12 protein-coding genes are annotated in these 15,630 nt (G+C 49.9%); 8 read left to right on the top strand and 4 right to left on the bottom strand.

Annotation, left to right across the window (positions count from 1 at the left end; genetic code table 11):
- Window positions 1–182: 182 nt before the first annotated feature.
- A complete protein-coding gene (locus Q4491_RS08900; protein WP_192016910.1) occupies window positions 183–977 on the top strand; it encodes an EAL domain-containing protein in 795 nt (264 codons plus the stop codon).
- A 71-nt stretch (window positions 978–1,048) separates the two neighbouring features.
- Here the strand turns inward: Q4491_RS08900 and Q4491_RS08905 are convergent, their stop codons facing one another.
- From Q4491_RS08905 to Q4491_RS08920, 4 genes are all read right to left on the bottom strand, one after another.
- The gene (locus Q4491_RS08905; RefSeq protein ID WP_192016911.1) at window positions 1,049–2,434 is read right to left on the bottom strand and encodes an aspartate ammonia-lyase; all 1,386 of its coding nucleotides are present in this window, start codon (window positions 2,432–2,434) and stop codon (window positions 1,049–1,051) included.
- Between the two features lie 12 nt (window positions 2,435–2,446).
- On the bottom strand, window positions 2,447–2,824 hold the full coding sequence (locus Q4491_RS08910; protein ID WP_303456644.1) for a hypothetical protein: 378 nt from the start codon (window positions 2,822–2,824) through the stop codon (window positions 2,447–2,449).
- A 96-nt stretch (window positions 2,825–2,920) separates the two neighbouring features.
- Window positions 2,921–4,897, bottom strand: a complete 1,977-nt coding sequence (locus tag Q4491_RS08915) for a glycogen-debranching protein (protein ID WP_303456678.1) — start codon at window positions 4,895–4,897, stop codon at window positions 2,921–2,923.
- A gap of 83 nt (window positions 4,898–4,980) precedes the next feature.
- Window positions 4,981–6,183 (bottom strand): maltoporin, encoded by a 1,203-nt coding sequence (locus Q4491_RS08920; protein WP_303456681.1) that lies wholly within the window; start codon window positions 6,181–6,183, stop codon window positions 4,981–4,983.
- Window positions 6,184–6,772: 589 nt separating this feature from the next.
- Here Q4491_RS08920 and Q4491_RS08925 point away from each other — a divergent pair.
- From Q4491_RS08925 to Q4491_RS08955, 7 genes are all read left to right on the top strand, one after another.
- A complete protein-coding gene (locus Q4491_RS08925; protein ID WP_303456647.1) occupies window positions 6,773–7,192 on the top strand; it encodes a rhodanese-like domain-containing protein in 420 nt (139 codons plus the stop codon).
- 20 nt (window positions 7,193–7,212) lie between these two features.
- On the top strand, window positions 7,213–7,860 hold the full coding sequence (locus Q4491_RS08930; RefSeq protein WP_303456650.1) for a hypothetical protein: 648 nt from the start codon (window positions 7,213–7,215) through the stop codon (window positions 7,858–7,860).
- Window positions 7,857–8,714 carry a hypothetical protein gene (locus Q4491_RS08935; RefSeq protein WP_303456653.1) on the top strand — a complete coding sequence of 286 codons (858 nt, stop codon included), beginning with the start codon at window positions 7,857–7,859 and terminating at the stop codon, window positions 8,712–8,714. Before Q4491_RS08930 ends, Q4491_RS08935 begins: the two co-directional genes overlap by 4 nt.
- Complete coding sequence (locus tag Q4491_RS08940) at window positions 8,711–9,793, top strand: hypothetical protein (protein ID WP_303456657.1); 1,083 nt, start codon at window positions 8,711–8,713, stop codon at window positions 9,791–9,793. Before Q4491_RS08935 ends, Q4491_RS08940 begins: the two co-directional genes overlap by 4 nt.
- Before the next feature lie 225 nt (window positions 9,794–10,018).
- Complete coding sequence (locus Q4491_RS08945) at window positions 10,019–12,436, top strand: FlgD immunoglobulin-like domain containing protein (protein WP_303456660.1); 2,418 nt, start codon at window positions 10,019–10,021, stop codon at window positions 12,434–12,436.
- 37 nt (window positions 12,437–12,473) lie between these two features.
- Window positions 12,474–12,887 carry a hypothetical protein gene (locus Q4491_RS08950; RefSeq protein WP_303456663.1) on the top strand — a complete coding sequence of 138 codons (414 nt, stop codon included), beginning with the start codon at window positions 12,474–12,476 and terminating at the stop codon, window positions 12,885–12,887.
- A partial coding sequence (locus Q4491_RS08955; protein WP_303456666.1) for a DUF6531 domain-containing protein occupies window positions 12,884–15,630 on the top strand: 2,747 nt, incomplete at its 3' end. The genes Q4491_RS08950 and Q4491_RS08955, both read left to right, overlap by 4 nt.

Raw genomic sequence — 15,630 nt, forward strand, 5'->3', positions numbered from 1 at the left:
TAGATTTAACTTTTTTGTGACATTTTCCTGAGGAATATCGCATAAAATTATTCTGTCTCAATGTTAAGACAGTTTCTGGTCGTTAATATCTATATATTCGGCATTTTTTATCTAGCGGCGCAGGCCGTAACATGCGATCCGCTAAGTGTATGCCTTCCCGTTTTCATATGAAGAGATGACGTGTGAGTGAAATTATTGCCACATTGGATGAGATTAACAGGTACTTAACTACAGAGGCTGATGGCAGTTACAGTGCTGTGTATGATACTTATCATTTGAAGACGGCTTTCCAGCCCATTCACCAGGTGAATGGTGACCTTTTTGGGTTTGAAGCGCTGGTAAGGGTGTTTAATGAATGCGGCGACGAGTTAAACACTGAACCTTTTTTCGCCCCTGAATACTACGATGAAATCGATCAGGTCAATATGGACAGGTTGGCCAGAGTGATTCATGTGAAAAACTTTGCTCAGTTTTTCGCGTCTTACACCTTGTTTATCAATATGGTGCCAGATGCCTTGCTGATACACAGCAAAAATGTGCCGGCAGCACTGCTTCATCAGCGACTGAAAGCGTTAGGATTGAAATCCGAACAGGTGTTTTTTGAGTTACTGGAACACGATTGCACCAGCAATATAGAGCTGTTAGATATATTGCAGCAAATGCGGGCACAAGGTATGAAGGTCGCTCTGGATGATTATGGCGTTAAAGCATCATCTGAATGCCGTGCTCGCTTTTTACGGCCCGACATCATTAAAGTGGATCGTTCACTGCTGGCGGATTTTCTCTCTGGTCAAGAGTCACCTTTACGCAAAGTGGTAGGACTTGGCCGGGAGCTTGGCGCAAAGCTGCTGATTGAAGGGGTAGAAAACGCAGCAGGTTTGAAAGTGGCCAGAATGCTTAATGCTGATTATATCCAGGGCTTTTATCTGGGGCGGCCACAGCTGCTTTCAGAGATCTTATTGTCAAGGGTCAGCTAAGGCTAACCCTCGACAATTATGATGCTGAACGCCGTTTTGTGACGATAAGGCATTAATGCTTAATGCTTGTGTTAATGAGCAACACCGCCTGTGGTGAGTTTTTGCGGATCAAGTAAACGTTCAAGTTCCTGCCGCGACAAATCGGTTTCCTCTTCCGCGACATCCAGAATATCTCTGTTCTCTTTGTAGGCTTTCTTGGCAATCTCAGCCGCTTTCAAATAGCCAATAACCGGGTTGAGCGCCGTTACCAGAATCGGGTTTTTCGCCAGAGCTTCCTGCAGTTTATCTTCCCGTACATTGAAACTGGCAATGGCTTTATCGGCCAGCAGGTTGAAAGTATTCGACAAAAGTTCAATGCTTTGCAGCAGGTTATAGGCAATAACAGGTAACATCACATTGAGCTGAAAATTCCCGGACTGACCGGCCACTGTGATAGTGCTGTCGTTGCCAATCACCTGGGCGGAAACCATAGCCGCGGCTTCAGGTATCACAGGGTTCACTTTACCCGGCATGATGGATGAACCTGGCTGCAGCGCTTCGAGTTCGATCTCTCCCAGGCCAGCCAGAGGGCCTGAATTCATCCAGCGCAGATCATTGGCAATTTTCATCATAGCTACAGCGGCGGTTTTCAACTGACCCGACAGGCTCACGATAGCGTCCTGGCTGCTGAGATTGTAGAAAAAGTTATCGCTGCTGGTAAACGGAATTTCTGCCGACACTGAGAGGTTATTGGCAAACACGGCCGCAAATGCCGGATCGGCGTTTATCCCGGTGCCGACTGCCGTTCCCCCCTGAGCCAATGCTGAAACATTGTCCAGACTATGCAGTATGCCCAGGCGTGCTTTTTCGAGCTGCGTCTTCCAGCCAAGCAACTCTTGCGCCAGCGTGACCGGCATGGCATCCATCAGGTGTGTCCGGCCGGTTTTGACGATATGGCCGACAGCAGAGGCTTTCTCATCTAGGGTATGACAGATATGCGCCATCGCTGGCAGCAATTGCTCGTGGCATGCCAGCGCAGCGCTGACCTGAATCGTAGTTGGGATCACATCGTTACTGCTCTGTCCCATGTTGACGTGATCATTCGGGCTGACAACTTGACCCGCACGCTTTGACGCGAGCGTGGCGATGACTTCGTTGGCATTCATATTGGAGCTGGTTCCTGAGCCGGTCTGGAACACATCGATCGGGAACTGGTCAAGGTGGTGACCATCAATGATTTCCTGACAGCTGTCGATAATGGCATGGGCGATGTCTGAATCCAGCAGCTCAAGGTCGAGATTGCTTCTTGCGGCCGCTTGTTTCACAAATGCCAGGGCTTTAATGAACTGGACAGGCATTGTCAGCCCGCTGACGGGAAAGTTGTTCACGGCTCGCTGGGTTTGCGCCTGATAAAGTGCATCTTTCGGGACGTTCACTTCGCCCATGCTGTCTTTTTCAATGCGGTAGGATATCGTCATTTCCGTGGTTCCTTATAATCCGGAGGAATGATGTAACTGTAGAAGGCTTTGTTTCAGAGACAGGAATTTACTGACGTGATTGCCGCCATAACATTTTTTCAGAGCGAGCAAGGGACAATGCAGATAATCCAGGCAAATACGGCGAAAAACACGGGACTGGTGTTTATCTTCAACACTGTTGCACAAATGAAAGAAGACGCGCCTCAGAAACAGCTCCTGAAGCAGAGGGTTGCGCAATGCGTTCTGTTGCCCGTAGTACGCTGCCAGATTCATTCCGGCCTGCGTCATGTCAACGATGACATCCTGTTCGAACCCTGGGATAAGAGGGTGATTCAGAAAACGCTCTTCTGCCAGAAAGAACTGTCGGTACAGCGTACTGGATCTGCTCATCAATCGCTCCACACTTAATAAACTTTAATGATAATTATTATCATTGTTGTGGCGGGGTTACAAGTCTGTGCCTGAAGTTTATACAAGACCCTAAGTTTAGGAGATAAGACGACTGCCTGTGTTTTCGGATGCCGGAATGAGGATCACCATAGAAACGGGCCGGACCAGGCAGTCTGACTGGTGAATATTCCGAGCAGCCAGCTGATCCTCGGCGGTATCAACCAGGCAAGCCCAGCTGTGCAGTGACGATGGCAAGCAGAAGCGTACCGGATAATCATCAGGGTTGAACAGATAAAACAGGGCGTTATTTTCGTCGGCCTGAATCAGACAGGAAAAAGGCTGGCGCATGGCCCAATTCTGGTCATCCATAGGTGTTCCTGTGGGAGTCAGCCAGCTAATCGTGGCTGGTGCAGACGTCTTGCCTGACATTGCTTTCATGATAACTGGCATGACAGTCTGACGTTGCTGAATCAGTGACTGCAGCCAACTTCTGAACTTGTACTCTTCACTGGAGAGTGCCCAGTTTACCCAACTGGTGTCATTGTCCTGACAATAAGCATTGTTATTTCCCTGCTGGCTGTGCGAGTGCAGGTCAGCACCTAACAGATGGGGAATACCCAGGCTGAACAATAAGCTGGTCATCAGGTTGCGTTTTTGCTTTTCCCGTCTTTTTTGAATGGCGGCTGTTGCAGCTAAACCTTCTGTCCCCTGATTATTGGATCGGTTATCAGGATGGCCGTCCCGATTATTTTCGCCATTGGCATGATTATGCCTGTCATTGAATGACACCAAATCCTGCAGGGTGAATCCGTCGTGATAACAGATGTAATTAATACTGTATTTTTGCGGCCAGTGTTGGGCAGGAAACTGTGCTTGCGAGCCCAACAGGTGAGGGGCAACCGCAGAACCAGGGGCGTTATGCAACCAGAAGCTTCGCCAATTGTCCCGGAACTGGTCGTTACATTCATGCCAGCCGGCCGGAAAAGCGCCTGACTGATAGCCATCCGGCCCTATGTCCCAGGGCTCGGCAATCAGTTTTACGCTGCTGAGCACCGGATCATTATGTATGGCAGTAAAGAAAGCAGACTCTGACGAAAAATGACTCTGGCGTCGGCCCAGTGTCGTCGCAAGATCAAACCGAAACCCATCTACCTGATAATTCAGTACCCAGCTACGCATTGACTGCAATATCGCCTGCAACATGGGCGGGTGGCTGACATCCAGAGTATTGCCACAGCCGGTATAGTTTTTGAACTGCCCCAGCTCATCCTTTAAATAGCTATAGCTGTCGAGTGTTTTAAAGTGAAATACCGGGCCGCCATCCCCTTCTTCGGCGGTATGGTTGTACACCACATCGAGAATGACTTCTATGCCATGGGCATGCAGGGTGCGAATCATGGTTTTACACTCTCGCACCGGATCGGTTGAGGCAAAGCGTTCGTCCGGTGCAGACCATGCGATAGGGTTGTAGCCCCAGAAATTGGTCAGACTCTTGGCAGAGAGGTGCGTTTCATCCGCTTTTGCGGCAATTGGCATTAGCTGTAGGCAAGTGATGCCTGATTGTCTGAAATGGGCCAAAGTTGCAGGGTGGCACAGACCTGAATACGTGCCGCGCAGATTGGCGGGAAGATCCGGGTTGGCCTTGGTATAGCCTTTCACATGCACTTCGCACAGAATGGTTTTCTCCGGAGCAATTGCAGGCCGCTCACACCCTTGCCAGTCGAAATCATGGCAAGTGGTGTAGGCTATCCATTCAGGGTTAGTAACCAGATCAGAGCCCGGATGGGATGCTGGTTGGTGCTGCACCCTGTGTGCATGGGGATCAAGCAGCCATTGCGCTGAAGGGCCAGTTGCTGTAGTCACAAGAAAGGCATAGCCGGTATTTTCACCGATACCCCGAATGAAAACATGCCAACTATTACTCTCTTGGCGCTCAAGACTATGACGCGCAGTGGCAATGCCTTCCTTGTCGAATAACACCACCTCTAAAGTAATAATATCCGGGCTATGTAAACGAAAATGGCACCCTTCGCTGGTGAGTGTGGAGCCAAAGCCAATGTCGGTATGCTGCATGAAAGACAAGTTTGTAATTCCCTGAAAAGCAACAGCCAGTCAATAGCGACTGGCTGTTTTTAACACACGGTATCAGTGTTTGATTACCACCAGGCTTCAACCTGAGCACCAATGTTGTACTCAGTATCGTTACCAGTGCCGAAGGCATTGTCGTTATCGTAATCAGACAGGTAGCTGGCGTAGAAACGCAGTTCAGGACGTGCCCAGAAGCTTGGTCCTGCCGTTAAAGCCTGAGCGATAGTCAGCTTGCTGCCAGATTTGTCGACGCCAGAATTGTCTTCGTCATAGTAACCGGCTTCGAAGATAGTCTTTACGTTGTCGTTCCACTTGTACTCAGGACGGATAACGGCACTAATGATAGTGTGATCATCCTTGCTGTCGTAGCTGGTGTTTGCGTAAATCAGCTGGTGGCCAATTTCCCAGGTTGAAGAGGGTGCAATAACGCCCCAGTTGATCAGACGGTAACCCTGCGCACCATCATTTGAGGTGGCATTGAAGTAGTGACCCGCACCCAGGCCGGCCATTTGCTCACCGTAACCTTCGGTACCAAACTGCAGCACAGTTTTGTTGAAACCATCCAGGAATCCGCCCTGAGTCAGCTCTGCTGTCAGCATTACACCGTCGTTGAAATCACTGGCTGCATCTTGAGCATCAGTCGCGTTGACCAAGCCGTAGTTCACGCCCAGCTCCAGGCTGGCATCGTTCCACAGACCCAGACCGGCATAACGCAGATCAAAGTTGTTGACGTTCACCTCGCCGGAATCATCACGAATCACAGCCACAGACATTTTACCCGGACCTACACTCAGGTTTTCCAGACCGGCACCGGCGCCTGAAGTGTCCCAGTAGTAGAAGTCAGAAATATGGATATCGTGGCGCTGGTAGAAACGCTTACCTGCCCAAACAGCGGCATCCTGATCGCCTGCAATGAAACCTTTCGCCACCACATTGAACTGGCGCAAGGCGATGTTATCAGAACCATCGTCATTTACACCCAAACCTTCCCAGTCACTTGAACCGTCAGTGGCGACAGCCAGCATAGAGTCAACATAGAATGATTTACCATTCTCGTTGTACACTTCCTTGCCAAGACCCAGTTCGCCATAAACGTCATTTTCATTGCCCAGACGACCGACTTTATTTTTCTCATAAGCGACAGTTGAACCGTTTTCACCGCTCACACCAACACCCGCACGCATATAACCGTGAAAGTCCACTTCTGCATAAGCAGCGGCAGACATCAGTGCCGCGGAGACGGCAGCAGCTGTCAGGCAGATTTTGTTCAGTTTCATTGCTTAACTCCTTGATGGATGCGTTTTTATTATCATGTTTGCTTTCGGCTCCGCCGAATGCAGTAATCAGAATGCTCAGGTACAGGTAATGCTCACCCTGATTAGCGCGCCCCTCAGTCAACTTTTGCACTGCTGAAATTAATCCTAGTGCTTTTTTGAGAAGGATTGCGTCCGTAACGGATGTTTTTATTCTGCGCCTGCAGTAAAGGCGTAACATCCTCCCTGAAGCTATTGATTTATGGAGTAGCAGGGGGGCTGAGTGTGTGGATCACACTTTGTAGGGGGGGATTCAAAAAAATAGGATCAAGAGTAATTTTTTGATTATTGGATCACGAAATTTCACCAATGCGCTGTTAGCCAAGTTGAAAATGGATAGTGAGATCACGTTTTGTCCGGGAGGAGAACAATAGCTCGTCAATCATGATCTGTGAACAAACACATGAACGCTGTTTGTAACTGATTTGTTTGTTATCACTTCATGATTTAGAGGGTGCCCACAGTTTAATAGTTCAACTGCCGGCCAGACCGAACTTTGTTGGTTGTAATCAGCAGAGTTGCATATCTTTTTCTATGTTCTTCAATAATGATTTTGTGCAAAGGATTGGCAATGCGGTTTTTTGTATGTTTATTCGGGTTACTGGCTTTTCAGGTGCAGGCAAACTGGTTCAGCGCTGAATATGCGCATGGTGTGACTCAGGAAAAGGTTGAGGTGCTGGCTAAAGCACAACGTGAAGGGGCTGTACTGTTTATTGATACCCGAGAACCGGATGAATATGCAGAGTCGCACATTCCGGGCGCAATAAATATTCCACTGCGAGAAATCAATGAGCTTAATGTTTCATATATGGAAGGCTATGGCTATGTTGTCCCGTATTGTTTGAAAGACTTCCGTGGTTTTGAAACAGCAAAAGCACTGCGGAATAAAGGGCTTAAGAATGTTGTTTTAATGGAACCTGCGGGTTTAAACGGCTGGCGTTCCGCCGGACTCCCAACTGAAAATTAACCATGAGCCAGGGAGCGGTGATGTTGAAAATCAATCGGGTGCAATGCCTCTTTGTAACGTTGTTTGTCGTGTTTCTGCCACTGATCGTATGGAGCAAAAATACAGGCAATCCGTTTCTGTATTTCACTGATGTCGTCCCTGCTGGTCAGGGGTTTTACGTCCTGTCTAAGCTGGCGGCGTTGATTTCTCTGCTCCTTTTTGGTGTTCAGGCGCTCATCGGACTATTTCACGTCAAATTCAGTTTTGCAAACAAGCAAAAGGTGCATCGTTGGGTCGGGGCAAGTGTGCTCCTGATGGTCTTGCTGCATGTCAGTGGCTTTATTGCGGCAACCTCACTCAGAAGCGGTCATTTTACAGGCCATTTTTTACTGCCGGATATTGACGATTATTACCACGCGCGAATTACGGTAGGGCTGGTTGCGCTGATTCTGATTTTGTCGGCTGTTCTTGCCAGAATCTGGCTGTCCGGGACATTGCAAAAATGGGGTCACCGGTTTGCGATTCCAGCGTTTTATCTGGCGGCCTGGCATGCGTTGACGATCGGGACGGAGTCGCGTCATCCCATCATACAGATGGTGTTGATTGTGCTGATGATACTGATTGGTCTCGGTATTCTCCGAAGGTTATTGCTTCGTCCGAAACCGATGCGAAGGGCCAGTACAGGATGAAGGCATGGCTCATCTTCCTTGTTGCTCTGTGGCTACCGTCGTTGAGCCTGGCACAGGATTTATTACCCCGCGGAATGTCGTTTATTGGTCTGACAGCCGAAGGCTGGCGGGCATTTACTGTGGATGAAAATGGTCTGCCTGAACGAGTCAGTGACTTAACCGAACCCCGGGAATTCACCTGGTCGCCGTCAGCAAATCGCATGGTATTTATTCGTGCGGACGGCACGATATCGGACAGACAAAACGCCGTCACGAACACTTTAGTATCCAGCGATGCGGCGGATGCTTTTACGCAAATCCGGCTTGGTGAACAAGGTCAGTCGCTGATTGCCATTCGGTTGTTTGAGCGGAAAAGTGAACGGACAGCGTTGACTGTATGGCAACCCCGACAACAGCATTTTTCTGATATTCATCAGCAGCTTGGAAAAATTTTTGATCCCGATTTTAATGATGCAAATTTCCTGTTCAGTGTGGTGAGCTGCATGCTGGACTGCGGCGGTATTGTTCAGGAAGCCTGGCTCAAAAATCGGGTCACACACCGCGCAAAGCAACTGACGCTGCACAATGGGATCGTCAGATATCCGGTTTGGGATACACAACAGCAACGCACTGTGTATAGCTTCAGAGCGTCAACTCATTTTCAGTTGTGGCAAACGGATTCATCCGGCCGGTCGACGCAGTTAACCCATTCCGAAGGCACGGATCTCTGGCCATCGCTGTCCCCATCCGGAGTGCTCTATTTCGTGCGCCGGGCCGAAGGCCGGGGCCGGTTGATGCGATTGGGGGCGAGCGGGGCTGTTGAAATCAAGCTGGAACATATTCTTGATATCCGGGATTTGGAGATTACACAGTGAAAATAGTGGAAAGTCGTTATGCTTGGTTAATGATTGTCATGATGACAGTGTTTCCATGGTTTGCTCAGGCTGATTCGCATCCTTTTGTAATAGAATCCTTTACTTCTCATACGTTTGATATTGCACGCGATAAACAATTCCCGGTGTTGATTCGTGTGACCAAAGCGGTTGAGTTGCAGGTGGATATTGTCTCGCCTGATGGTGATTTGGCGAAGACGTTATATCCGATGCAATCTACAAATGCAGGTGTACTCAAGCTGTCCTGGAACGGGACGGACATGCGGGATCAGCCAGTGCCAAACGAAGCCTGGTTCCCTGTGGTGCGATACCGGCAAAATAACACCCAGATTTCGGTGTCTCCGCGAGACAGTTCCGGTGGGGAAGTGATCGCGCATGTACCGCTCTCTATCGAGTCTCCCTATCGATTGAAAATCACGCTTGAGAAACCAGCGCGCGTATTAATGCGGGCAGGTATTCAATCCGGGGCAATGTTAAGAACGGTTGTGAACTGGCAGCCGAAAGCTGCCGGGACGCATGTGATTCAATGGAACGGGCGTGATCGTTCTGAAGTCTTTCCATTTACCGGGCTGGCGAATTTTGCGGTGATGGCCACGGCCTATCAGCTTCCCGAACACAGTATCCTGACCTGGCAGAATGAATCCATCAGCTACACGCAGTGGCGTCGGTCGCTGGGGTATCCGGAACAGTCAGCGGATCAGCGAGCCAGTATTCAGGAAACAAGAAAGGGACAAGTACTCTCAAAGGTATTTTTCAAACCCAAGTACCTCCCTTTAGATCCCCGGGTTCAACTGGCGCTTCAACAAAATCCGGACAGTCAGCTGACCACCGTTGAAGTGGATATTCCTCTCGCGGATCGGGGGCTGGTTGAAGAGAGTTTATATGAAGTCGGCTTTTTCATTGACGGTGAATTCGTTTCGGAAGAAGAACAGGGTTATGTCCCTTTTACCTGGCAATTTAAGCCTTCGAATTATTCAAAGGGCGTGCATTATCTGACCGTCAACATTACCGGATTCGACGGGCAAGTGGGTGTTTCGTCCGTCAAATTTGTGAATGAATAATTGTTGATCAGGGCAAATTGCCAGCACGTTTCCTGATATTTCACTGACCGTCATACTGCGCACAAATCAAACAAGCCTCTGAAAGAAACTGATGGAGTTGTCATTTTCATAGCAAATTGCTGCTTCTCACCTTTCTGATAATCCACATTAAAAAGTAAACAAACAGCGGCTCTCGTTGTCTAGGCTTTTTCTATTCATTTATCCTCAGGTTCATTCTAAGGAAGCATGATGAAAGCTTTTCATTATGTCGCTTTGGCAATTGTATTTTTTACGAGTTGTCAGGCGGTAGCCGTTGAATTATTTGATGCTCCCCCATGGCAGGAAACCCAGATTTACCGCGGAAAGGATCTGGTGGTCTATGACGAGCATTTATATCTGGCGAAGTTCTGGAACCGGGGCGAACAACCGGACGTGTCTCCGCATGTTTGGACGCCGGTTTCTATCAATGGTCTGCCGCCTGCCTGGTCTCGCCATGAAGTGTATCGCCACGGGGATGCCGTATTTTTCCATGGGAAGATTTATCTCGCAGCCTGGTGGACGATTTGGCTGGAACCAGGCAGTTTATCGCCCTGGGGGCCATGGGTCTATCTGGGCGAGGCAGACTTGACCGGGCCAGAGGTAGCGCTTATCAGCCCCGAGCCAGGTGAACCGCTGACGAATGAATATCAGCCAGTGATTGTACAGGTGACAGATGCACATCTGTCTCAGGAACCTGCAGACTATAGAGCTACATCAACAAAGAATACTGAATTTGCGTTGGAATGGCTGGAAGATAATTTAATCATCAAGCCGCTTTCTCCCTGGGCGGATGGTGAATTTACTCTGGTTGTGAAAGCGAAAGATACCTGGGGTAATCAGTCAGAAGCACAGTTTTCTTTGCTCGCTGAAATTTCGGTGCCGATTCAATCGGAAATTATCGCAGTGCCAGCTTCCGGTGAAGCGCCGCTGAAAGTCTTGTTCAGTCCGAATATTACAACGGATAAAGCGATTAATTATTATCGCTGGGATTTTGATGGTGACGGGGTATTCGATCGCCAGGATACCGTTGGCAGAAGCCAGAGTTATACCTTCAATATGCCCGGTACTTATCAGACAACATTGGAAATTACCGACTCCATTGGTCGAAAAGATACGGGGTATATTGACATTGAAGTGGAGAATGCAGCGCCTGTTGTCAGTGCCACAGTGAATCAAACCAATGGTCATGTGCCCCTGACTGTGCAATTTACGGCAAGTGCAACAGATAATGAGGGGATCGCGAGCGTTGCGTGGGACTTTAACGGTGATGGGCAGGTGGATACGACCAGTGATACTGCCGGAACCGTGAGCTTTACTTTTGAGCAAGTCGGCAATTTTCAGGCGTCCGTGTCTGTGACCGATACGCTGGGTAAACAAACCCGGGTTGCGTTACCGAATATTGAAATTCGCGCTGTGGATCCGGACTCACCGACGGCCCGTGTTTCACTAGATAACCCGGCAGGGGATGCTCCGCTGACGGTGACTTTGACACCGGCGGTAACCAACAGGGATTTAGTGGCTGTTCAGGATTTGCTCTGGGATTTCGATGGCGATGGGCTCACCGATGAAATCACTTCTACCCTGGATCCGGTTCAGTGGGTTTACAAAAGTGCCGGAACCTTTTTCCCCACGCTGACGGTGCAGTTCAGTGACGGCAGCAGTGCCAAAGATGTTCAGCAGGTCACTGTGCAGGAAAGTCTGAGTCTGAGCATTATTGGCAACAGTATCGATCCGACAGCCGGGCAGGCCGCTCGGGTGAAAACCGTCATCAGTGCCAATCTGTACCTCACGGTGCAAATTGAAGATCGCCTGGGTCAGATCGTCCGTACGCTTGTTCCCTGGCAGGAGAGGGAGGCAGGCACGTATGAAGATATCTGGAATGGACTGGATGCTCAGGGACAGCCACTGCCACAGGGCGATTATTATGCCGTGCTGAACTATCGCAAAGACGGCAGGGTTGTGCGTTTTGATTTACGTCCTTCAACAAGTGGCGCGGCCTATAACCCCAGTCGCAGCCGGATTCCCAGTACGTTTGAGCCCTATAACAACAAACCTTTGGTGATTGAATTCACGTTGAACAAGCCTTCTGAAGTGACGGCATTCATGGGGTTATTTAATACCAATACGCGTTTGGTGACTTTTAAAAACCGCGAACCGTTGGGTAAAGGCAAGCACCGCATCGTGTGGAGTGGCTTGGGGGATGATGGCAAACCGGTTGTAACGACCGCTTCGAACAAGTTCCTGTTTGGTATCTGGGGATATTCGATGGGGGATAATACCATCTTTTTGTCCTCCGGCCCGGTGCTGAACAGCTTTAAGGCACAGCCTTCTATCGTGGTACCGAATACCCATACCGAAACCAGCGATGGCAACAGTCATCTGTCTTTCTCACTGAATAAACCTGCCGATATTGAACTTCGCGTCAGCGATATCGATACCGGTGCACTGGTTCGGCGGCAACTATTCAGCAATGTGGCTGCGGGGAGTCAGCAACTGGTGTGGGACGCAAAAGCCGACGACGGCAATAGTGTTGCCCCCGGGAAATATCGCCTCGGCATCCGTGCTATTGACCCGCAAGGGTATGTCAGCCCGTACCTCTATACCGTCCAGCGGGTGTATTACTAATGATCGTTCGTCTTATCAAATTACAGGTAAGCAGACTATGAAATTTCTTATTGCCGTATTGTTCGCATGGGTAACAGTGCCCGTTATGGCCGCATGCAATCTGAGTATTGAGCAGTATGTTTCCATTGAAATTGAGTCACGCCAGCATACGGTGGATGGGATGGCGCAACGCCTGATCTTGCTACAGCAACAGGCCAATGTGGATTTGATGTATGAAGCCGACTCGGAGATTGCGCAGAAAGTGAATGCAGCCTTCGCACGTTATGATTGTTCACCGGCAGAACATGCGCGTTTTGGCGTTGTGCATGAAGGGGATATTGCCGTTTACTTGCTGTCTCATCCGGAAAAACAGGCAAAGCTGGAGCAGATAAAGACACGATTCAATCAGTACACGCAATCTATTCGCGCTATCCAGCCTGAAACGGTTCCCGCAGAGGAGAATGCATCATGAAGATCAGACTCGCAGCGGTGACGGCATTTTTCAGTGCGCTGTTATTCAGTTCTCCTTTACTGGCGTATCACTACCCGTGGGATCAGGGACACGATACGACGCTGAACAATAATCCGAAAAATGAACCGGGGCCCGGAGAATCGGAAAGTGAAGACAGCAACTGCGAGCAAGGGTCTCCCGTTTATCTGAAGACCGGGCATTTTGTCTGGCATGACGTGGATCTGGTCGTTGGTCATGCGACGCCTTTGTCGATTCGACGCGTCTTTAATTCGAATGATCCGAAAGATGGTCCCTTCGGAAAAGGCTGGACGTTCAATTGCGAAATTTCTCTGTTGAAAGTCACGGATACACAGGAAACCGCTGATGGCGGCGTTGAAACCCTCACGAAATTTATCTATCGCGTTGGCAATGGCCGCCGGATGACTTTCCTGCCGGACGGGCAGGGCGGATATCTCTCGCCTGATCGTGTAAAAGCAACTTTAATCGCGGGAGAAACGCCAACCCTTGCCTTTGAACAGGGCCACTCGATTACTTTTTCTTCATCGGGATTGGTGCTGAGAAAAACCGACCGCAACAACAATCAGGTGACGTATGAATATGATGAGAATCAGCGCCTGATTGAACTGAGTAATGGTTTTTCTCAGTCGCTCACACTGGCTTATAACGCGAGCGGCCGTGTGCAGGCCGTGACCGATCAGGCCGGACGCCAGTGGCTGTATGATTACAATGTGGATGGTGAACTGGTTTCTGTGACTGATCCAATGGGCCAGAGCCAGACCTATCAGTATGGCCGGTATCAGCCCAGTGGTGATGCTTTTGTTTACAGCCAACTGAAAGAGATCCGCGATGAAGCCGGCATGGTTGTCACCTCGGTCACTTACAACGGCGCCCGCGTGAAATCTTATACCGAGGGCAGCAATACTTTCAATTATGACTACAGCGCCGATTGGGTCACGAAAACGGACAGCATGGGTGCGAACTGGCGTTTTAAACTCAGTGCGGGTGGTCAGCGCATCGAAGATATTGATCCACTGGGTTACAAAACCGTGTATACGCGGGATGAAAAAGGCTATGCGACTTCTGTAACCGATCCCATGGGCTACAGCCAGACCGTAACTCGAGATGATGCCGATCGGGTGACGCAGCAGCACCACGGTTATCTCATCACGCAGTACCTGTATCCGGGAGAAAGTCGGTATCCGAATGCCATGGTTGATCTGCCTGCCAATTCCAGTCTGGAAACCTCAGGCAGTGACGCATCCCGAACCATCTCGCTGACTTATGATGCCAGTCACAACCTGACCTCCGTCACGACGCCGAAGGGGGAGACGACACATCGCAGTTATCTGGCAAATGGCCTGCTTGCCAGGACCACAGACCCGGAAGGCAATGTCACTTCCTTCACATACAACAATCAGGGGCAGCTAGTTGCTGTCGTGAATGCACTGGGGCAAACCCAAACCCTGAGTTATGACGGCAATGGCTACTTAACGCAAGTGACGGATGCTGCCGGGCAAAGCTGGCATTATCAGTACGATGCATTAGGCCGTCAACTCAGCGAGCGGGACCCGGCAGGTCTTGAAACCCGCTATACCTACGACGAAGCCGGAAAGCTGACCGCTGTGATTGCACCTAACGGCGCTACGGAAACCTACAGTTACGACAGCGATGGCCGGTTGAGTGTACTGACCCGCTATGACGGCAGCAAAGAAACCTATACCTACCGGACGGATAACCTGCTGGCCAGCAGTACCGATCCGATGGGGATCGTGACCCGATATGAATATGACGATGGCAAGCGGCTGGTAAGGCTATCGGTTGGCTCGGAAGTGGTTGAATACGCTTACAACGCACGTGGTCAACTGACCCAAATCAGCAATGCCAACGATACGCTGACTCGCGCCTATGACCAATGGGCCAGGCTGACGTCGGAAACCAGTCAGGGGTTGACCCATCAGTACAGCTACACCCCATTTGGTGAGATTGCACAATGGGATAACGCAGGGACCCCCGTCAGTTTTGCTTATGATGCGAATGGTCAGATCCAGAACATGACCACGCCACAGGGGAGCTATTCGTTTACCTGGAATGCCAACGGGATGCTCACCCGCCAGCAAACACCCGACGGGTTGGTGTTAACCAATCAGTACGATGCATTAAACCGTTTAACCTCACGGCGGTACAACCAGGGCGCGTTCAGTAAAGACTGGCAGTATGCGTACAGTCTGTCGGGGTTACTGGAAGGCATCACTCAGGATGGTGTGAATCAGACCATTGCCTATGATGCCAGCCAGCGTTTAGTGCAGGCGAACACTGTCACCGGAGCATATCAGTATCAATACGATGATTTAGGCAACCGGTTAGACTTCGGCGGTGTTTACAGCCCGGACGGCAAGTTGCTGGAAGATAATCAGTTCAGCTACGAATATGACCTGCGCGGTAACCTGAGCAAGAAAACCCGCAAAGACGGCAGCACCATCGAAACCTTCACCTATAACGACGCAGAACGTTTGGTCGGTTACCAGCGCGAGCGGGTGACCAGCGCAGATGCCGGAAATGGTGAAACCACACTGCAATCCAGCATCGAAGTGACCGCTGCCTATATCTATGATCCTCTGGGACGCCGGATCAGCAAAACCGTGAATGGTGAACAAACGCAGTTTGACTGGCTGGGGAACACTTTACTCCGTGAAAACGGCCCTCAGGGTCAGAAAGATTATACCTACGGCGCCACAGGCTACGC

The sequence above is a fragment of the Photobacterium sp. 2_MG-2023 genome, assembly GCF_030547675.1.
GTDB lineage: Bacteria > Pseudomonadota > Gammaproteobacteria > Enterobacterales > Vibrionaceae > Photobacterium > Photobacterium arenosum.